This is a genomic window from Aeromonas sp. BIGb0445 (genome assembly GCF_024809075.1).
Taxonomy (GTDB): Bacteria; Pseudomonadota; Gammaproteobacteria; order Enterobacterales; family Aeromonadaceae; genus Aeromonas; species Aeromonas rivuli.
Genome location: NZ_JANUES010000004.1, coordinates 369,871 through 390,160 on the forward strand (window position 1 = coordinate 369,871; position 20,290 = coordinate 390,160).

At 49.2% G+C, this 20,290-nt stretch carries 23 protein-coding genes; 8 read left to right on the top strand and 15 right to left on the bottom strand.

The window, feature by feature from the left end; all coding sequences use genetic code 11:
- Positions 1-14: 14 nt before the first annotated feature.
- The 4 genes from M2367_RS11655 (at position 15) to M2367_RS11670 (ending at position 6,102) form a co-directional block, all read left to right on the top strand.
- Complete coding sequence (locus tag M2367_RS11655; protein WP_259236767.1) at positions 15-725, top strand: hypothetical protein; 711 nt, start codon at positions 15-17, stop codon at positions 723-725.
- A 503-nt stretch (positions 726-1,228) separates the two neighbouring features.
- Positions 1,229-2,392, top strand: coding sequence for a site-specific integrase (locus tag M2367_RS11660; RefSeq protein ID WP_259236768.1), 1,164 nt, complete (start codon positions 1,229-1,231; stop codon positions 2,390-2,392).
- A gap of 354 nt (positions 2,393-2,746) precedes the next feature.
- Entirely contained in the window at positions 2,747-3,202 is a 456-nt protein-coding gene (locus M2367_RS11665) for a hypothetical protein (protein WP_259236769.1), read from the top strand.
- Between the two features lie 56 nt (positions 3,203-3,258).
- A complete protein-coding gene (locus M2367_RS11670; RefSeq protein WP_259236770.1) occupies positions 3,259-6,102 on the top strand; it encodes a hypothetical protein in 2,844 nt (947 codons plus the stop codon).
- A gap of 390 nt (positions 6,103-6,492) precedes the next feature.
- Here the strand turns inward: M2367_RS11670 and M2367_RS11675 are convergent, their stop codons facing one another.
- The 15 genes from M2367_RS11675 to M2367_RS11745 all read right to left on the bottom strand — a co-directional run bounded on the left by M2367_RS11675 (position 6,493) and on the right by M2367_RS11745 (position 18,673).
- The gene (locus M2367_RS11675; RefSeq protein WP_259236771.1) at positions 6,493-7,158 is read right to left on the bottom strand and encodes a hypothetical protein; all 666 of its coding nucleotides are present in this window, start codon (positions 7,156-7,158) and stop codon (positions 6,493-6,495) included.
- A gap of 95 nt (positions 7,159-7,253) precedes the next feature.
- Positions 7,254-7,856, bottom strand: coding sequence for a hypothetical protein (locus M2367_RS11680; protein WP_259236772.1), 603 nt, complete (start codon positions 7,854-7,856; stop codon positions 7,254-7,256).
- A gap of 154 nt (positions 7,857-8,010) precedes the next feature.
- Positions 8,011-8,553 carry a hypothetical protein gene (locus tag M2367_RS11685; RefSeq protein ID WP_259236773.1) on the bottom strand — a complete coding sequence of 181 codons (543 nt, stop codon included), beginning with the start codon at positions 8,551-8,553 and terminating at the stop codon, positions 8,011-8,013.
- Positions 8,554-8,647: 94 nt separating this feature from the next.
- Entirely contained in the window at positions 8,648-9,181 is a 534-nt protein-coding gene (locus M2367_RS11690) for an SLATT domain-containing protein (RefSeq protein WP_202007779.1), read from the bottom strand.
- A 25-nt stretch (positions 9,182-9,206) separates the two neighbouring features.
- Positions 9,207-10,088 (bottom strand): SMODS domain-containing nucleotidyltransferase, encoded by an 882-nt coding sequence (locus M2367_RS11695; protein WP_259236774.1) that lies wholly within the window; start codon positions 10,086-10,088, stop codon positions 9,207-9,209.
- 701 nt (positions 10,089-10,789) lie between these two features.
- Positions 10,790-11,209: a DUF2787 family protein gene (locus M2367_RS11700; RefSeq protein ID WP_021139615.1), complete on the bottom strand. Its 420-nt coding sequence runs from the start codon at positions 11,207-11,209 to the stop codon at positions 10,790-10,792.
- Positions 11,210-11,269: 60 nt separating this feature from the next.
- Positions 11,270-11,905 carry a hypothetical protein gene (locus M2367_RS11705; RefSeq protein ID WP_042648291.1) on the bottom strand — a complete coding sequence of 212 codons (636 nt, stop codon included), beginning with the start codon at positions 11,903-11,905 and terminating at the stop codon, positions 11,270-11,272.
- 136 nt (positions 11,906-12,041) lie between these two features.
- The gene (locus M2367_RS11710) at positions 12,042-12,344 is read right to left on the bottom strand and encodes a YkvA family protein (protein WP_025201450.1); all 303 of its coding nucleotides are present in this window, start codon (positions 12,342-12,344) and stop codon (positions 12,042-12,044) included.
- On the bottom strand, positions 12,337-12,693 hold the full coding sequence (locus tag M2367_RS11715; protein WP_034523852.1) for a hypothetical protein: 357 nt from the start codon (positions 12,691-12,693) through the stop codon (positions 12,337-12,339). Before M2367_RS11715 ends, M2367_RS11710 begins: the two co-directional genes overlap by 8 nt.
- A gap of 147 nt (positions 12,694-12,840) precedes the next feature.
- Positions 12,841-14,046 (bottom strand): site-specific integrase, encoded by a 1,206-nt coding sequence (locus M2367_RS11720; protein WP_021139619.1) that lies wholly within the window; start codon positions 14,044-14,046, stop codon positions 12,841-12,843.
- Between the two features lie 520 nt (positions 14,047-14,566).
- A complete protein-coding gene (locus M2367_RS11725) occupies positions 14,567-14,929 on the bottom strand; it encodes a hypothetical protein (protein ID WP_259236775.1) in 363 nt (120 codons plus the stop codon).
- Positions 14,930-14,956: 27 nt separating this feature from the next.
- Positions 14,957-16,012 (bottom strand): site-specific integrase, encoded by a 1,056-nt coding sequence (locus M2367_RS11730; protein WP_259236776.1) that lies wholly within the window; start codon positions 16,010-16,012, stop codon positions 14,957-14,959.
- Between the two features lie 409 nt (positions 16,013-16,421).
- On the bottom strand, positions 16,422-17,315 hold the full coding sequence (locus tag M2367_RS11735; protein WP_259236777.1) for a hypothetical protein: 894 nt from the start codon (positions 17,313-17,315) through the stop codon (positions 16,422-16,424).
- Between the two features lie 344 nt (positions 17,316-17,659).
- The gene (locus M2367_RS11740; protein WP_259236778.1) at positions 17,660-17,977 is read right to left on the bottom strand and encodes a DUF1889 family protein; all 318 of its coding nucleotides are present in this window, start codon (positions 17,975-17,977) and stop codon (positions 17,660-17,662) included.
- Positions 17,978-18,022: 45 nt separating this feature from the next.
- Complete coding sequence (locus tag M2367_RS11745) at positions 18,023-18,673, bottom strand: LexA family transcriptional regulator (RefSeq protein WP_259236779.1); 651 nt, start codon at positions 18,671-18,673, stop codon at positions 18,023-18,025.
- Positions 18,674-18,792: 119 nt separating this feature from the next.
- Between M2367_RS11745 and M2367_RS11750 the strand changes: the two genes are divergently transcribed.
- From M2367_RS11750 to M2367_RS11765, 4 genes are read left to right on the top strand one after another with little or no spacing between them, the layout of a single operon-like run.
- Complete coding sequence (locus M2367_RS11750; protein ID WP_259236780.1) at positions 18,793-18,981, top strand: Cro/CI family transcriptional regulator; 189 nt, start codon at positions 18,793-18,795, stop codon at positions 18,979-18,981.
- 25 nt (positions 18,982-19,006) lie between these two features.
- Entirely contained in the window at positions 19,007-19,276 is a 270-nt protein-coding gene (locus M2367_RS11755; protein WP_259236781.1) for a regulator, read from the top strand.
- A complete protein-coding gene (locus M2367_RS11760) occupies positions 19,269-19,778 on the top strand; it encodes a phage regulatory CII family protein (protein ID WP_259236782.1) in 510 nt (169 codons plus the stop codon). Before M2367_RS11755 ends, M2367_RS11760 begins: the two co-directional genes overlap by 8 nt.
- 13 nt (positions 19,779-19,791) lie before the next feature.
- A complete protein-coding gene (locus M2367_RS11765; protein ID WP_259236783.1) occupies positions 19,792-20,250 on the top strand; it encodes a hypothetical protein in 459 nt (152 codons plus the stop codon).
- The last annotated feature ends 40 nt before the right edge of the window (positions 20,251-20,290 follow it).

Sequence of the window (20,290 nt, forward strand, 5' to 3'; positions counted from 1 at the left end):
CCTTAGGATTTTTTATGCCGCACAAATATCTAATTAATGATAACGACTCAGATATCGCATATGTTCTTGAAACACATCCAGATCTTACGCCAGATATCTTATTTGAAGAAATCGACGGCAAGTTCACTCTTAGAAAGCAGCCTATAAAGAAATATATTTATAGTGAATTTTCTCGAATGAATGATTTTTTTAACTTAGAGTTGCTGAGTAAGTATATTTATTATCTTCATGCCGAATGCATCAAAAAATCGAAAGTGCAGGGTAAAGTTTATGATGCTCTAGTTGCATTTGGATGGCGTTTCATTGGGGAAGAAGACATTACCGAAAATCTATCTGGTGAAGTAAGACAACTGTATTCTGCATTGCAGATTGAATTTGAGAAATGTGGCTCAATTTATAGTGAGACAACCGATGACTCATCATTTTACGGTGAAGATAATGCAATAAAAGAATATGCAACAAAACTTTCCGATTCGATGATAGCTTTCTTGGATAAAGTGGACATTCCCTCAAATATAAACATAAAAAACAATACTAAAAAACGGAATATTATCAAGGCACACTTTGCGAGAGCCTGGCTCGTTGAGCCGGCCATTAAGATGCTAAAGAAAATCGATAAGGATACATCAGAACCCTATTTGATAGACTTAGTTGGCTTTATGTGCATGGTTTTTGGCACCGCAGCATTTTTTGTTTTGTCGAAAAAAAAACGACACATTGTCTGACTGTAGGTCGAAGATAAAAACTCCAGACCAATACTCCATTACAAACCAAAGAAAAACAGAATTTCAAGGCACCACAACAACTGACCTTGCAGTACGAAAACTCACAAGAAACCTATACCTCAAGTTAGTCATATATTATTTAGAAAGAAATTGGGATCACGTCTCCGCACTATACAGTACACCAGAGAAACCCTTTGCATACACTATAGAAAACCTATTGCTTGTTTTGATAAGTATTTGTGATGATGTTTTTATTTGTGATGGTGCCGCGCCAATAGACCTCTCTTCTAGACCGAAACTCGACGAGCTTGAAACCCGGCATGAAATTAGAGTGATGCGGCGTATGCTTAATACGATTATCGGAAAAGATGGACCACTGCTGCCTGAGCCGACAAGTAATGAGAATGCTATTTAACAAAAATGGCATTTCCTGAATGCATGTGATGTCAATGATGTAACCACCCCAGATGACCTAGCATCCTCCTTTTTCTGAAGGAGGATCTATGTCCATTACTAATCTGAAACTGACAAAACGAGCTCTTGAGACCTTACCACCGCCAGCCAATGGCAAGCAGCAGGTATATCGTGATGCTGACGTAAGACAGCTATACGTGTACCGGTACGCTCTATCTACGTCTTTCGTCTTCGACACAACCCATCGTTACAAACGGGTCTTCGAGACCATTGGTACCTATCCGCAGATCTCCATACAAGAGGCCAGGGACGAGGTGCATGCGAGGCTCCATAAACTTGCCCGCAATACGTATCCCCTGGGACAAAACAAAACCCTCCAAGAGATCTTTGAAACCGCCTATCTCGACGATATGCAGCTGCATAAGCGCAATACGCAGTCAGAGCTGTCCAAGGTTAGAAAACACATCCTGCCGGAGTTTGGAAGCCGTCGTCTAAAAACACTGGATCGCCAATCCATTGTGGCCTTCCAAAGGCGACTTGCTGAACACCTCAAGCCTGCCACCGTGAACAAGATCTTGTCTGCCCTGTCGAGGATGCTGACCTTGGCCGTGGAGCACGGATACCTCTCTGTCTCACCGATGAATGGGCTACGGCAACTCAAGGAAAATAACGAACGAAAGCGGATCCTGAGCCTTGATGAACGGTCTCGTTTTATCGATGCATGTTATGTCCAAAACTCGGAAGCAAGTCGGTCGTTATTACTGTCTCTCTACACAGGGATGCGGATTGGGGAGGTGTGCTCCATAGAACAAGCCCACTTGCACCTCGATGAGGCTTACCTGATCCTGCCTACGACCAAGAATGGATTACCTCACCAAGTGGCCCTGACGTCTCATGCCATCAGACTCATCGAAACACAGCAACTACTGGTCAACAAACAGAGGTTCCTTTTCCCCTCCTCCCAATCCTCTTCAGGGTACATGAGCTACCCACGGCATGCCTTTCAGCGGATTTGTGCTACAGCAGGGATCAGTGACCTTTGCATTCATGATCTCCGCCGAACCTTTGCCACGGAACTGATGCTACAGACGGGTGACATTGCCATGGTTGCACAGGCCCTGAACCACTCATCACTACAGATGGCGATGCGATATCAGCAACGCACCACGACCCATTTACTCCCTCATATCAATGCCACTCAACAGCAATGGCTCTCTGAAGACATACCACTGCCCGCAGCGTGTTCCAGTTGAGTTGCGCGGAACACCATTAAGACCCATTCGTAACCAACACACACAAAATTCCGCAATGCATGTGTTGTCAATGCTTTGGGGGGTCAACTTCTGAATACTGCAATCCAGTCGAACGAACAGCACAAACGAGAGGTTGCGATGGACGATGTACATATGTTGACACGAAGCGAACTAGCTATGCGGTGGCGCGTCAGTAAAAGCACCATCGATAAGCAGATGATCATCGCCCCTGAGAAGCTACCCCCGTTTGTAACCATCGGTCGGCAAACCCGGTTCCCACTAAGTGAAGTGGAGAAGTGGGAACGTAAACAACTGCAAAACCTAAATTAACAACCCTAACTACAGGAGGCTCTCATGAGCACAAATAACACCCAACATGCTGCTGTCTACCAAATCGTAGGTGCATTCATCAAAGTAAACGGTCGCTTCACGCACCTCGACACGATAAGCCGCGTTGTTCAAATTCAACTAAATGACCCAGAACAGCCACATGCGCTGATGGCATGGTCCGACAGTAGTCTTTTCCCGGCCATTATGCACAAAAGTCGTGACCCTGAAGAGATAGCAGAACGCTTCAAACAGGTGTCCAGCCTTGTGCTCAAGCAAAAGAAGCGCAAATTCATCCACGTCGACAAGCTGTTGTTTGCTAAAGACATTATTGCCAACATTTCGTCTGTTGTTGATGAAGAGCGCGTATTGCTCAGCATCACTCCGCAGATAGTGGATGCCAAAGCGACTTGGATCACCTACGACACGGAAGAAGAGCTCGATGAGGCCCTAGCAAAGATCGAACATCAGTTAGCTAACTAACTGACCCCATTCAACCAAGGGCCTCTAAAGAGGCCCTTTTTTATGGAAAAACAACCATGAGTATTCACAACCAACCGCCACTACAGAGCGGAACTGCAGTTGCTATGGATTGTCCCATCAACGACAGCCTCTTTGCATTCCCAGAACCGGACGCAATGACCGTCAACGAGGATTATGCACAGCCTGACATTGGTTACGAGCAATTAGAATTGGCTCGTTCTATACAGCTTGCGCTTGATCCCAGCACCTACATCCTGGACTCAAGAAACGCCGTAGATCCCATAATGCGCGGGCAGAGTGCGTCCGCCGAAGAAGATCTGTTGCTGAAAAAAGCATTGACCCGATTGCGAGCGGGGGAAACGGTCACCCTAGCAAAGGGGGAACCCATCCACATCGGTATTGATAGCGAATATGTCTACGACCCCAAGACCAAGCGCAATGTCATCCTGTCATATCAATTCCACGTGATAACTGAGTTAGGGTCCCACTCGGGGATCATCTATCCCAAATCCGGGAAAGTGAGTGATCGGTTAGAGTTTGACCCGTTCATAGCCCGTATCGTCATCATGTGTAAAGAAAAAGGGATCATCACGAAATGGCCCAAAAAGATCTATGTCTATGCCCATTTCCTTCGCGCTGACCTGGCGTCCTTTAGTGATTTCTTCCGTAAGAAAACGAAGGTCAGCGGTATCCGCAAGACCGTGACGACAATGACAGAAACCTACGGTGTAGATATCAAAGCATTGCTGGCACGCAGGGCTCAACCTGAGCCGATGATCTTGAAAGATTCACAACGCAAGAAACACATGACTCTGATTGCCTTTGTCGACACGATGCTACATACCCCCGGTGGAACAGGGTTGGCAACGGTAGGCGAGATGATCGGAATTCCCAAACTTTCCATCCCAGATGGGTATTCCATTGAACGCATGGATGAACTCTTGGCCGGGGACAAATCGGCCTTTGAAGCCTATGCGCTTCGAGATGCAGAGATTGCGGTTAAGTACGGGCTACGCTTGCATGAATTCATTAAGCAACATGGCCTCACTCGACTACCCGCGTCCCTTGGGAGTCTGAGCTGCAGTATGTTTCTAAAGTTCCTCCGAGATCAGGAATATGACCAGCACCAATTGCTCGGAACAGAAGTAGTTGAACGCTCACGGTGGAATGATAAAGAAAGTCGACTAACCTCCCAGAAGCTGCGTCAAATGACGTCGCTTGCTAGGACTTTTGAGCCATTAGCTATCGATTGTTACCACGGTGGCCGTAATGAGAGCTATTGGAATGGGCCGACGCCGGTTTCCAGCTTCTATGATTTTGACTTGAGTGGTGCCTACACCACAGCCCTCGTTGATCTGTTCCCACTAGATTATGGAAATGCTCGACTAACTAGTAACCCAGAAGATTATCGAGGTCACGTCCTCGGGCTAGCACGTGTCAGATTCTCCTTTCCCACTGGATTACGCTTCCCCTGCTTACCGGTCTTTGATGAGAAATATGGTTTGCTCTACCCCCTCAGTGGTGAGTCAAACTGCACTGCACCTGAAATCGAGGTTGCTCTCAACATGGGATGTCAAATCGATATCATTCAGGGGATCATTATCCCTTGGTGTGACGTGGAAGTTAGTCCGTTTGAATCTTTCGTGTCCTTTGTCCGAAAGATGCGTAAATCCTACACAAAGAAATCATGTGACGAGCTGTTGTGGAAGGAGATAGGCAATTCTGTCTATGGCAAGCTAGCACAAGGATTACAAGGTAAAACCGCCTTCGATACAACAACCGGGTTGAGCAAGAAAATTGACCGTTCTGCCATTACTAATGCGTATTTTGCCGCTCATACAACGGGCATAGTCCGTGCGGTGTTGAGCGAGATCCTGGCCGCAATCCCAGCTAACAAAACCATCATTAGCGCGACCACCGACGGGCTCCTTACAGATGCGACGTATGAAGAATTAGATCTGAGTGGACCGCTATGCTGTCGATTTCAGGCACTTGGTGAACGGCTTGATGGCGACAGTTTTCGGATGCTAGAGCTCAAACACGGGGCTAACCAGCTGATTGCCATGAAAACGCGTGGGCAACTGACGGCTATCCCTATGGAGGGTCAGCCGGATATCTTGGCTAAGGCCGGAGTCAAACCGCCCTGCTCCAAAGATCAGCACCAAAACTACATGTTAGACCTTTATTTGAACCGTACACCTGGTCAAAAAGTAGATAGTGAACAATTAGTTAGCATTTCAGAGATGTGGATCAATGAGTGTGATCTTGTCTCGATGACCAAGACCAAGACACTGAATCTTGAATTCGACTTCAAACGGAAACCTATGCAGCCATCCATGCAGAACGTGTTAGGCATTGAGCATATCTGCTTTGAGACGCAACCTTGGCCGACAGCCCAAGCCGCTATTGAAGAGCGCATAATCTTCGACAGCTGGCGCAAGAATCATTGTCTCAAAACACTCGAGGACTGGGAGAACTGGGAAGATTACTTAACCTGCAAGGGCTCGATGAAAAGCAACGTGATGCGTATGACGGATGAGGGTTCGCTTGGCATCCTCAAGCGGGTTTTCCTGCGTGCTTATACCCAGTCCGCCTTCGGTATGACGAAAACAATGGGCTACAGCGAGCTGGCCGAATGGCTGACGGTCAATGGCTGCCCAACCAGCGTGGATGACTGCAAGTCCGCCAAACGCGCCAAGCTGGTCGGGCAGTGTGTACCGGTGACGACGCGCACCATCCGCCTGGTGCGGGTGATCCTGCAAGAGTGTCCGGGGTTAGAGCTGGGGGCGCTGTTCAAGCCCGAGGACATACTTCAGCTCCAAGACAGGCTGAACAGCGCCAAGGCAGGGATGGCGCAAATCACGCAGAATGCGCCGAGTCATGAAGTGATAACCGACTGATTGATATAGCAATATCTGGTTGGTGTAATAACGCGATTGGGGAAGCAACTATTATGTTGCTTCCCCTTCTCTTTTTACTAGCAATGTGATGATGCCGAAGCGCACCAGAAGAAGCACCAGAGTCGATTTAGACGACCGATAGCCTGACAGTGTGACCCGTTAGCATGAATCGGATTGAATGGATTCACTGGGCCGGGTTTGTCGACTATCTTGAATCTCATATGAACCAACGAAGTAGGATTTCATGCATAGCAAATGGAGATGGCCAGCCTTGAAGGTTGCCAGATGGGGAGGGATTACCCGGGCAAGACGCCATTTTTTGCGGCTGTAACACTCATCAAGGAGGAGCATCAGCATGATAGATGACGGTGGTTGAGGGGGCGATGGTAATCAGGATGTGTTTTTTGCTATTACCCATGCAGCTATAGCACTTACAGCTACCGCCCCCCAATGGTTCGTTATTTGAAAAAGTAAGTTTCGATACTTCTCTCTATTTCTGGCATCCCAAAAATACAACCATGCTACATAAGCATTTTCAAAAACTGATGAATACTCAAGCAAACTATCAACCCTTTGAAATATTAGATACTGCCTAATAGACTTAAGTATTCTCTTTTTTGTTAATTTATTGGGGTCTTTACAGCTATAAATGATAAGACTCTTACTTTCCCAAGGTTTGTCATCGTTTTTGGCTGGCATGAGGAAAATATCAAAACTTCCTATTGCTGACGTTGTTATAGATAAAGCAGCTCCAACTTCCTTTTTTCTGTCGAAGTTGGTTGACCTCTCGTCCTTGGTAATGACCATATTTCCTGTAAACCTGAAAGGATGGCTCACTTGTACGCAGTCGTAACCAATATATATTTTGTCGGAGAATTCACTATTAAGGTCGTTATCTATATAAAACTCTCTGCCATTAACATTAAATCCAGAAAAAGCTTCACGGAATATCACTTCAATTTCTTTCTTCTTGATATTCCAATTAATCGTAGCGTAACGACGAAGCCTCTCCGCTTTCTCCCGCTTTATTTTCTCTCTCTCGATAACTGACTTCACACTTCCCCCTTAGGTACATAACGCAGCTTTAAAGGGCCGAAAAAGCGTGGCTTTTGAGGTCCCAGAGAACGCGGCGAACGATTTTGAATGCTTTGTCATGCATAACCGGCTATTTTATCTATTTCATACATAAAGTTATTGTGTTGAAGCAAAGGTATGTAATCAAATCCCTCTCCCTCGCCTTCCTTCCAAATTACATATTGGCAACCATCAAAATCATCTAGAGTAGCTAAACCTTTATATATCAGCGTAGGTACAATAGTTAGATCCAGAACGGTCATATTTGAGAATGTTAGCCATACATGAAGCTCGAGGCTTTCATCAGGACAAAAGCCTTTTGCTATTGTCTTTTTTATCGATGACTTTGAAACCTTATAAACCTCCCTATTTCTGAACTTCACATTCCCAACAGTTATTGCAACAGGAACTAAATCTCCTATGGGCTGTGACATCCAGTTTTCATAAAACTGCTGAGATACACTATGACATAAGTTTTCAAGGCTTTGAGGTGAATTCTCTATAAATCTTTGCGCAGCATTACCAAGATTTTGATCTAAAAAATCATTAAGAACCTTATCAAGCAGCCGACTTTTAATTACACTAGCAACCTCTTCATAGTTAAGGTTAGCTCGCTTGTGTTCCTTGTCGAATTTTTCCAAAAATTTTATGGAATCAACAAATTTATTCAGATAGCTCATTGTTTTATTATCCATGATGATGCATAACGCTGCGTTAAGTGGTGAGCAACACGACAACCAAACCTAAGCCATTGTGCCGTAATCACTAAAGCTGATTCAAACTCAATATGCCAAGCGTTGTGACTCCGTCTTAAACGCTTTGTTATATGCGCAGTCATTGAATGTGATGAACAATTAGAGAACGACCATTAGCCTGTAGTTTTGGTATGATTTCATATTGCCCTTTAATTTCAAAATTATAGTCCCAACGACCTACCTTCTTTTCATAAGATTTAGCATCAATCAAACCTTGAGGTAAATGTTCGATTACACCAGCTTTAACTAGTTGAATGCAAAAACCTTCATGCGCCTCTTCTGATTCAACAATTCGTTCAACCTTTGCTAAATCAGCTAGCATATCCATACAATCTTCTTTGCTTGCACCTTTAAAATACTTTAATTCTATTACTATAGTTTTTGATTCTGTCTGGATATGTAAATCAACTCTACTTCTCCGGTTTTCAGTGGAACTGCCATGCAAGCGATAGGATTGGTAGTCACTTTGCAAAGTGTGTTCAAATCGAATAATTGCCTCTGGTAAGGCTTTATATAGTTCACCAAATAACACGGACTGAAAATCAACCTCCCTATCAATAGGGTAAAGGTTGTCAATTCTTAGCATTGAGCTATCTAACGCTTCCAATACTGCCTTTTTCACTGCAACTCCTAATTTAACTAGTTGAGCACATAACGCGTGCCATCACCGGAAGGAATGGAGCGCAGCGTAATTCCTGTCCGAGTGCATGGCATTGTTAGCCCCTTTTTAGCTCCTTCGGAAGAAACGCATCGATTTCAGCATCCGAAAACGTCATATCTTCGAGTTGCTGTAGAGCTTCCTGAGCCTTCTTGTAAGCTTCATACGTAGTACTCGGTGCGCCCGAGTAGACGGCGTGCAACTGCTCTAGAAGTACGTCCCGTTCCGTTTGAAGTGATTCAAGAGGCTTTTCGCCCATACGTAGGTCTGTAATCAGGGAGAGATACTTCTCCCTAATAATCCACAGATCGGCACCAGCCTGCCGATGTTTCTGGGCGAGTTCGCCCAAGTCGTAGTTCTTTGTGTAGGCGTTCAAGACCAGCAGCACCGTTGAGATGACGATGCCGACAAGCGCACCAATATCACCAGCCCCGAATACAGCAGCAATAAATCCACCGGTCGTTAAGGCTGACAATATGATTTGCCAAAGCTTAACTGTGGAAAGTCGTTTCAGAAGAATATCCGCGCACTTCTCATGGGTCTTGTGGGAATACACAACGCGCCCAAAACATTCGCGCAATTGACCTTCCAAGATTGCTCGCGAATCTGGCGTGTCACTAGTCTGGGAATGAGGTTCCAAATATATCTCTCCACTTCTGTTTTGCCGACCACTCCTGTTTCGGGTTAGATGTCTCGTGCCCTATTGCCTCGACTGCGATGTTGTAGCACCGCGTCGCCTTCCATTGAAACATGCCTTTCCCATAAACGTATTGACCGCTGCCTGGTGCCTTCCAGTACTCTTGATCTTTGTCTTGGTCTGCCATAAAGCGGAAAAAATCGCGACACATGTAATCGTAATACAGGAACGATTTGTCTTTGTACTGCCAAGTATCGATGAACTGGTACGCTAGCGTATCAAGAAGTAACCCCCCGATCGGGACGTCCCATTTTCGTTTCCACGCACGCATCATCCGGCATAGGGGGGCCAAGTTCCCGTTGCAGGCCGCATTTCGCGTCCTTATGGCGGCGATTTCTGGTTTTGGGTTTGTGACTCTCCAACGGCCACCATTGTTCGCATCGGGATAAGTGAAACTATCGTCTTTATTGATGAATGCAGGCACTACCTCGAAGGTGATGCCATCTGTGAACGGCACAAGGATTACCTGTCCGTCGCCCCGTATGCTTGTGGTCGCGTACGTCTTTTCTATGGACTTCTTGACTGCTTGGAGTAAGGCGGATTGACCGTTTCCGGTATGGCCGTCGTACTGTCGGTAAACTTCATAAGGCAACTGGAAAATCATATCCAGGTCGCTGATGCCATGGATTGCCGTATTTCTCCCATAAGAGCCGACGTATAGACTGTGGGCAGTCTCCGAGGTTGTTGTCCAATAATCCGTGTTCAGTCGCTGGGTAATGGCCTTGTACCTCGTTGAGATTGTCCCCCCGTCTTGGACGCGGAGATTTTCACAGAATGTGCTGAACCAGTCCGCTAAGCCCATACGCTCTCCTTGGCTAACAGTGATTAGATGGAAGGTGGCACTAATCCGTTAGCAGCGCCTTCCATCTAACTCCGCCCTAATTTCATCACTGTAAAGTAAAAATTTAAATTAAATCATAGCATTACCAGCAACCTTTGGGTGGCTGAACGTATTCACTTGACTTCCTCTTTTTGCGCTATCATTACCACTGTATAAAAAGTCAGTTGATAAGTCATGGATGCGCAGCCAACCCACGCCTGTGTGAACAGATGCATAAGAGCCCTACCATACCAGTAGATTGAAACATTTAACATTTGCCATCATCACAGAATGAGTGATTACTCGACAGCGGCAGCTCTGTGTTGCGCAAATCGAGCCTGTTGCGTGCAAACAAGCATCCAAAAACTCAGATAGTCAGCCGGTTTCAGGCTTGGTGGAATAACGCTATTGGGGATACACACATATCTGTCTTTCTCCCTCCTCGCTGATGACAAAAAAACAAGCCTCCCAGCCTCGGGCTGGGGATACTTGTTTTGTTGTTCTGGTGAGGTAGATGAACCCCTGTAACAGTCGAAGGATGGACTAACCTACTGAGCCGCTGACCGGTTTCGAGTTGGGTTAGCCCATCGCTCCTTGCCCTACATGGAAAGGTAAACACAGCAGCGCCACTGCCAGTACCAAACCGCCGCTGGTTCCTGTTCCTCTCCTGTCCGGTGCGACGGTTACGCAGCCACTGAGACGGTAAACACGCCCATCTGGTAGTAACTGACGAAGTTCGACTCCCACATCGTATAGAGCTCCCTGGCCGACGCTGGTCCCATCTGGCCGTAACGGAGCAGGTAGTATTCTTCGCTCAAAAAGTTGAAGTCGATCTCTTTGACCAACTCCGCCATATCCTCCGGCCCCTGATAGCTAAAGTCCGTCACGTAATCGAACAGCCACCTGTCTTTACGCTTGAGCAGCCGTATTTCTACCGGATGAAAGCCGCCACGGACCGGGCCGTAATCCGGGTCCCGGAAGTTGAAGACCAGACTGGATTTTCCCTTCAGCACCATTCCAGATCTAACCAGTTCCTGATCCAGAATACTCATCAATGCCTGACTGACAGGCAGGGCAAAATCGCCCGCAAATGGGATCGTCATAATCACCTCAGATTGGTTGTTGGAGGGCTCACCCTTGGACAGGTGAGTGCTATGCAGGGGTTATTCGATGGTAGAAGATACGGTACAGAGCTCATTGGTTAGCGAACCCAAGCGCTCAAGGTAATCAGGCACCAGTTCGTGCAGCATCGGATTGCCGTCTGCCTTCTGGACCAACTTCAGCCCGTCCGAGCGCAGAATGGCTGATAAGAATCCGGCGTTATTGGCACTGCCACCTTTAAACAGTCGCTTCATAACGCTGGATTTAAACGGCTTGTCTGCGGGCAAGGAGCACAACACACCGTCAATCGCCGACAGCGCAATCCACTCCTTGCTATGCAGACCCCCACCCTGATTGCCGGTGATTTTCAGGAACAGCTCGCCACTCTCTTCATGACGACCAATGGCATAGAAAATCAAACCTTCTGATCGGGCACTGAGTTTCTCGGCGGTATGGTTGAGCAAGGTGTGTATGGGTGCAGGGCCGCCGGGCACGGAGTCTGCGGTGTCGCCGGGTCCAGGCCTGGCCTTGTCGGCGTCAGCCGCAAGGGCTGGCGAGAGGGGGTCGGCGCAGCCGCTTGCTCCGGATGTGAGTGGGGGCTCTGTGGTTGGCGCGGTGTCGGGGGTGTTTGATGCTGCTGCCGTATTACTGACAGATTTAGGGGTCTCTTCAACGCGGTTTTTACGGGGTCTTGTCATGATAGTTTCCTTACAACATCGTTAGATAACCAGAGATTGCGATCTCCAGATCATCGGTAGATAGGTCATAGATAAAGGGTCATAGATAAAGGGTCATAGAAAACGCGATAGCGTGGCAGGACCGACTCCATCACTGTCACAGTGATCTCATTCGATCTTTCGCGGATTGACGGTGGTGCGACTTAACCGGCAGTGCGGCTAATGCCGAGGTGATGACTGATAAGTCATCCAGATAACCGGCAAATGGAATGGGATCTGGTACCACGTCGAACGGGTTTACCAGATAAGCCAGCGCACCGATGATGAGCGCATAGCACCAGACCGGCAGATCGCCATCCGTGAGCAAGACATACAAGAGCACGGCCTTCTCCAGCAGCTCCTTAATTCCCTTGATCTCTTTTAACTTGCGCATAATGTCGCTATGGCTGGGATTACTCATGGTGCATCGCCTCCAGGGTGGGAAGCAGCGGTGCATCTGAGTGGATCAGCAGGTAAATTCCCGCCCCCTCATCGTTGAGAATGGCCAGCAGCAGACGCCAATCTTCGGATATGGCGAATTCTTGCTCCGGGTAACGCAAACCGAACATCACCTGATTCTGGGTATGCTGTGGCATGGCCTGGAACTCACTCATCGAGTCAGTCATCTCGATAATGACCAGACTACAACCGGTCGCGTCCCAGAATGCCCTCGCCTCCTCTACTGATGAAAAGGGCTCGATAATTTGCTCCATGACCGAGGCGTGGAGTGCCGGGTAGGCCGCGAGCAATGACTCCTCCGGCCATTCCATACAAGTTTTCATCGTTTTTCTCTCCAACAAAAAGGCCCTTAAGCTCAGATGAACTTAAGGGCCTGGGAACTGTGAAATGTGGACCAACAGCCGATGTGACAGCGCTGTCTGGTAATTAATATCTGTTTATAAACAATACCTTTTCGGTCACTCTGCCTGGATCATCGACGAGAGACCTTCGCTGATATTACGACTGCGCTCAGAAGTCAGCTTTGCATACCGCTGGGAGGATTGAATGCTGGCGTGGGCCAATTGCGCCTTGACGTCATACAGGCTGTATTGCCCGGAAGAGACCAAGGCACTGGCGACAGAATGACGAGCCGTATGGAAGCAGACCTCATCGCGGTCTTCGATACCCGCTTTCTGCAACACCCGTTCATAGGCACATCTGGGTTCACCAATGGGCTTGCCCTGACATCGAATATGCTGGCTCGCGAATACATAGGGATTACCGGCTATTCTGGGGAGCTTCTCCAGAATATCGATAGCCAGCGCACTCAGATAAATGATCCGGCTCTTGCCATTCTTGGTCAGGGGTACGAACAACGTCTTATCCTCCCAGTTCACATGTTCCCATTTAGCGAGTAACACCTCTGATTTTCTTGCCCCCGTCAGGTAGAGCATCGCAATGAAGCTGCCTGCGGCTTGATTGCGATCCTGCAATGCCACCTCAATGACCCGTTTCATCTCTTCAATCGATAGGAAGCGTGTCCTGGCATTGTCCTCCTTCAACAGCTTGATCTTGGCCGCCTCGTTGGTGTCCAGAATGCCCCAGCGCACCGCATAGCTACCCATGGTCTTTAACTGGGCCAGCACACGGTTGGCGGTACTCGGTGCGTAGGCCGTCTGCTGAGGGTTGTTAGGGTGAACCATCTCCGATTGCAACTGCAGGACATCCATCGCCTTGAGCTGTCGGTAACGCATGGCCCCAAAGCGTGGTTCTATGTTGTGTTTGAACCGCTGAATATCGCTGTTGATCGACCGCTTGCCGATGGTCTTGAGGTGCGGCAAAAAGGTCTGCCAGAAGAACTCCGAAAGGGTGGGCTCAGTTTTGTAGCTATCCCGCTCTGCTACCGGGTCGATGCCTTCTGCCAGCATCGCCTTGTACTTGCGGGCAATGGTCCTGGCTTGGCTCACATCGATATCGCCGAATCGTCCCAAAGCGATGCTGCGCTTCTTGCCCTGGAGGGTATAGCGCAGTAGGAAACGCTTACTGCCCTGGCTTTTTCCTGACAAGAGTTTTAAGCCAATGACCTCTGTATCGGAGAACTCCAGTTCAGTAGCGCCTGCGTCTCGTTGTTGTGCGGGCAAAGCCTTGATGGCTGCATTGGTAAAGCGAAATTTGGTCTGCATAGATACCTCCGATGATAGGTTGGATCATGGGATTAATATCTGTTTCAAAGGGGGTTCAATGCGGGTTTGGGAAGTGCGCGGCCAAGACGTAACAGCACGCCACGCTTGCCTTAGTACCAGAGACAGACCCCGGAAAAGTCCGGAGCAGTAGCCTACCAAACGTCCTTGGCTATGTTGGAAGACTGAGCAGGTTGTTCGCAACGAATTGCAGGAAGTAGTAAGTCGCTTAGACAAGAAATGGACAAGAAAGGAAAAGTGAGAGAGGGGAAACGCTGGGGAGCAGAAACAAAAACGACGCAATGAAGCGTCGTATCTGTTTAATCTGTAAGGCTTTTTTCTTCAATTTTAATGGTGCCCGAGGCCGGAATCGAACCGGCACGACGCGAACGTCGAGGGATTTTAAATCTGATACAAGGCCGTGGTAAATCAAGTGCTTACATAAAAATCAATGAGTTAGAAAACCAATGGCAGCCAAAAACGACCGTGCATTAGAATTTTTGTCGCCACTCTGTCGCCACTTTTATCCCTTCTCGGCCAGCAGCGCCGACAGCCTACGCCACTCATCGGCAAACTGCCGCTTCAGATAAAACTGCCTGAATGCGATGCTAAGTTTCCTGGCAAAACTGGCCTTGGCCTCCTCCGCCAACAAGCTCTGAATTTCCGCCCAAAGCGAATCACGTTCAAAGCCAGTCCAAATCGGTGGTACTGGGGTCAGGGTGTTGGTGTAACAGACCGGAGCCACCCATTCGAACAACGCTTTCTCCACATGGGTAATGGGAAAGGCCCTCGCCACCCGAGCGATGTACTCGAAGTCGACCTCATTATCGACAAAGAGATCGGACAGCGCTTCGCACAGGTCAATGTCTGACAATTGCTGATCCATTCAAAACATCCGATGGCCGAAGTGGCTTCAATTTAAACCACAGACGGCAAGCGGGTTCAACCTCACCGCGTCTTCCAAGTGGTCGGGGGCGAAGTGGGCATAACGCATGGTCATGGCAATGGTGGAGTGGCCGAGGATTTTCTGCAGCACCAAGATGTTACCGCCGTTCATCATAAAGTGGCTAGCAAAGGTGTGGCGCAGAACGTGGGTATTCTGCCCTTGGGGCAGCTCAAGCCCAGCCCGTTCGACCACCATCTCAAAGGCCCGATAACAGTCACTGAACAGACGGCCACGCCTTCTGGGCAGCTGACCAAAAAGCTCGGGGCTGATGGGCACGCTGCGACTCTTCTTGCTCTTGGTTCGGGTGAAGGTAACGCGGTTGGGGGATACCTGGGACTGGGTCAGCTCTTCTACCTCAGACCAGCGGGCGCCGGTGGCAAGGCAGAGTTTCACCACCATCAGCAGATCAGGGCTTGAACTCTCGGCGCAGGCGTTCAACAGACGCTTGAGTTCGTCGGGGTAGAGAAACGCCAGTTCGGCCTCGGCCACCTTGTAGGCACGTAGGCCATCGACAGGGTTTTCACCCTGCCACTCCCCTAGCCTTTTCAGCTCGTTGAATACCGCCCGCAGGTAGGCATGTTCACGGTTCACCGTGTTGGGGGTGACCCCCTGCTTCTCCTGATTGATGGCGCGCCGATCGGTGATGTCGCCGGAAAGCCTTGCTTCACGATAGGCGGCAAAGTCGCGGGCAGAGAAGTTGACCGCCAGCGGATCCCCCAGGGAATGGCACACGGTCAGCAGCTTGGACTTGCGGGCTTCTCCATCGCGCAGGCTCTGACCATGACGACCAAACCAGAGTTCGACCAGGTCGGAGAGGCGCCGGCCGTCGGTTGGCTCCCCCTGCCCTTCCAGCCAGGGCTTGCCCTTGTCCGGATCCAGCACAAAGCGCTCGAATGCCAGCGCCTCGCCCTTGGTAACAAATTGCTTGCGCACCCGCGGTGCGTTGGGGTTGGCATTGCTAGGTCGCCCCTCCGGATAGATCTCTGCAAGCCACTTGCCGGATGTTTGTTTTCGTACTGCCATCATCCCTCCATTAAGTACTGTGATTATATACAGCAATGGGTAGTCATTGGCAGTGTTTGGTTGTGGCGTAGTCATACAAGGGGGAATGCCAGTGGACTAAACTCAAGATCGACCTGTCCAACTTGACTGACTTGTTCAGCCAGGCAACTGGACAAGGCGAGGCAGTAGAGGGCTGGACATGAAAATGTGGAAAGTTTGCCTAATCGCAGCGCAACTCTTGCTGACTACATGTGCCTCATCCGGTGGCTCAAGACCTCCCCCAACCGGGAGATGGTGGGGGTAACGGTGGCGGTAGTTATTTTACCAATTAGCCCAATACTATCGAAGAGACATCGGCAATTTACTGACACCCCGGTTCTTTCTGTTACAAAATATTAATTACTACCACTATGAAACTATTAACATAACACTACAAAACTGAGAAAACATATTTATTCATAACTTGCTTCAACATTTCTTCTTTTTTCATCTTACTTAGATGTGAATATCTAAACTCAAGTGCTTCTTTACAAACAAGCTCTGCATCGTCTATAGATTCAACAAGCCCTTCTTTCTCAGCGTCACTTAGCATTTTAAGTAGATCTTTAACTATGGCTTCAGAAAAAGACTCACGCCCCCCTCCTTTTCTCACATTTAATTTCACTTCATCATGATTACTTAATTCTCTGAACGACTCTGTTAACTCATTCAATTTCCCAATAATATAGTCATCTTTATCCATATGCTTCGTTTTAATTTCGGACACTTCGGTAATAGCGTAATTACTTAAGAATGGAGAGTACTTTCCTCCACTACTCCTAGCCACCTCAGTCTCGTTCATTGTGAATTTTACTTTATTCAATAATTCCTCTTGGAATGAAAGAATTTCTATGTAGTTTAGGGAGTGTGGGTATTCAATATGCTGCATGTTGCCAATATCAAATGAAAAAGGGGTATCCCTATCTTTTATGATTACAACCGGTTTATCAAAAGCTAAACGCATTCCAAGTTCAAACATTACATTAGGGTTTCGGGAACTAACATCACAAATTACAATTTCATTGGTGAATATGTTTTGTACAATGTTTTTATGGATAACATTCACTGCCTCCGATTCACTAACCATTTGAACCCTTAATTTGAGGCTGCTTATTGCTGATGTAATTATTTCCCTCACCTGACGCCAATGCTCTGCCGTTCCTCCGTCATTGGAGGCTATCGGCATGATCAGACCACAAGTAATCGGTTGTGTACCTGCACCAACAGCACCAGCTTGTTCTACGACTACTTGCCCATCATCCTGCAGTGGTTTATCCGCACTCATTTTTTTTCGCTCTGTCATATTCCATGATACCTATTTTTATCGCGTCTCTTTGACCGGCGTTGTACATTGCCGTGTCACCCATTTTCTGGAGGACCTATGTCCCAACTCAAAACCGTACGTAATCAGCAGGCCGAGAAATGTAGAGTCGGTTTGAACCACAAACTGTTCAGTGCCGCCTCGGACTATTTCTGCTCGCTCAACCATCCCGAATGGAACGCACTCTACAATGCGACCCCCGATGAGTACCATCACGACCTTATGGTCATCTTGAAACGGTGGTGCGACCATGAGGAAGCCAAAATACTCGCGCGATTTGACAGACGGGTTGCGAGAGGTGGACCTCTTTAAAGGTCAATCCGGGTCAAGAGGTCAGAGACCGTCCGTTCACCCCATCCAGTTTTATGGGAAATTTGCACCCTGCCACCTTGATCTATTTTCCCAGCCAATTCAGCCAAGGATTTAGCGTGCTTTTCACTCCAGCCTTGGCGTTTAGCAATTTTCAAAACGGCATCATGCCCACAAGAAACCCCGCGCTGATAAAGCGCCTTGAACAATTCCTTAGCCATTGAGCCATCAGCTGGATGCACGATACCTGTTGCAACGTTCACCATTACTGAGAGTTTTTCTATCGCTTGCTCAAGCACATCCTTTGAATGTGGCATTACAACTCCTAATGAAGTCGGATACAAAAAGGGCGCATCAGCGCCCTATCGTTTTCTGAAAATCCGGTGTTCTACCATGACGCCAATGATCTCGATGTGCTGCCGGTCAGAGTGCATGGTGGGGTAATCGTCGTTGAGGGGGACAAGTTCAAACACCTCTTGCCCGTTCTCGTCGATGCCGCGAGGCCGGTATTTCTTGAAGGTGGCCTCTTCGCCGCCGTTCTTGGCTACGACATAGTCGCCAGGACGAGGTGACTCATCGGGGTCAACAATTACCAGATCGCCTTCATTAAAAAATGGGGTCATGGAATTGCCACGGATCCAGAGACCAAAGCCACAGGGCCCGACATCAACACTGGCAGCCACATACTCGATATTGCCATCGAAGGTGGTTGCCTGCTCGCATATCTCCCGCCAGTTACCCGCTTGGACATAACTCAAAATCGGCACCCGGTTCCCCTGAGGGATCACGGCCGGTTCGACGTTTGATAGATCTGGCGAACCTTTCCCCGTTGAAAGCCAGTGCGCTGACACCCCAAACACCTTGGATAACTGAGCCAGATTATCCCCGCTAGGTGAATGTTCATCGTTCTCCCATTGAGAGATAGATGACTTTTTCACACCAATGAGTTCACCCAGCTTCTGCTGGGTAAGCCCATGTTTTTTCCTGAGTTCTTTAATGCGTTCACTTTTCATAGTTCAGTAATCTAAACAATTTCAAGTCCAGAGTGCTTGACCCAAAAGTCCAGATGACTTAACTTTGCCACGTGTTAAGCCATCTGGACATGTCCAACATATTGAACTTTGAGGTGCAAATGAAAACTGAATTAGCCGTTGAGCACTTCGGCTCTAAAGCAGCAATTGCTGATGCTCTGGGCATCAAAAAAAGTGCCGTTTCACAGTGGGGGGACACCATTCCCCAAGGCCGCGCCTACCAAATCGAAGTGCTGACCGGCGGCAAGTTGAAAGCCGCTCAGCCCCACGCCGCGCAAGGCCGCGCGTAACTCACACCGCAGGAGGCAACCATCCATGATCATCGCCCCCATCCATATCGATACCCCGGTTTGCACGGTCGAGAGCTTCTCCGAGCGCACCGGCTTGACCCAGCGCACGGTGGAGAACTACGTGCGAGCCGGGCGCATTCCCATCATGCCCAAGCAGGGTCGCGCTGAAAAAGTGCTGATCAACCTGGTGCTCTACACCCAGCAGGCGATGAATCAGCCGGGGTTGGAGCCTGTTCCTGCCCCTGTGCGTCGTCCCAAAGTGTCGCGCAAGCAAAGGGATGAAAGCCATGTTTGAGCAAACTTGCAGCAAACATCATCACTTTGACTCAGCATGCTCGCGCTTTGCCGCCAGCCATTCATTGGCCGAGGTTGCCCGCGCGGCAGGTATCGGTGAGCAGGTCCTGCGCAACAAGCTGAACCCGGCACAACCGCACCAACTTACCGCCCGGGAACTGGTGGCCATTTATCACGCCACCGAGGGGGACGAGACCCTGTTCGACGGTTTGCTGTTGGAGTGTGGCCTCACGGCCGTGGCCATCCCGCAGGCAGAACGGGCCCCTTCCCTGCCCCATCAGGCCATCGACCTGAACGCCAAGATCGCCAGCATTGGCCAACGCGCTCTGGAGCTGACCGACCGCGGCCGGATCACCCGCTCGGAGCGCAACACCCTGGTGAGCGTGGCCACCTCGGCAATGGGATCGCTCGCCATCTTGATCCACGACATTGAGGCCCGCTTTCAGGCGGTGCCCGCCCTGGCCTGTGCATCAGACATCCTGATGCAGGCCGCGACCATGTGAAGGGGAAACCACCATGCAAACGCAACGCATCGACCACGAGCAACGCAACTTGGCAGGCCTGACACCTGATCAGCAGGTGGCTATGAACACCGCCGGCTGCCTGCTGCTGCGCGAGCTGTTCGGCAAGTCCCGCTCAAGCCTAGATACCGACTGGCTGGCACTGGGCCAGGCCAAGAAAGCGGCCATCTGTGCCATCGCCCGCCAGCCGAGGGGCGAACTGATGAGCGCCACGTTATCGGCCCTGCCTCATGCCCGGCGCGAGGCGATCAGGCTGGCGGTGATGGCGCTGGAGTATCAGGGAGAGTTTCGCGGCGGCTGTGACAGCAAGGTCTGGCACCCGGCACCGATCACCCGATCCATCAGGGATATCGAGCGGGAGAAGAAAGAGAGAGCGGCAAAGCTTCGCATGAAGCGTGCCGTGCTGGCGGCAAGCCAGATGACCGGGCAGGGCCCCCGCCCCATTGGGCAATAAAAAAGCCCGCTTAACGGAGCTGCAACTCCAAGCGGGCCTT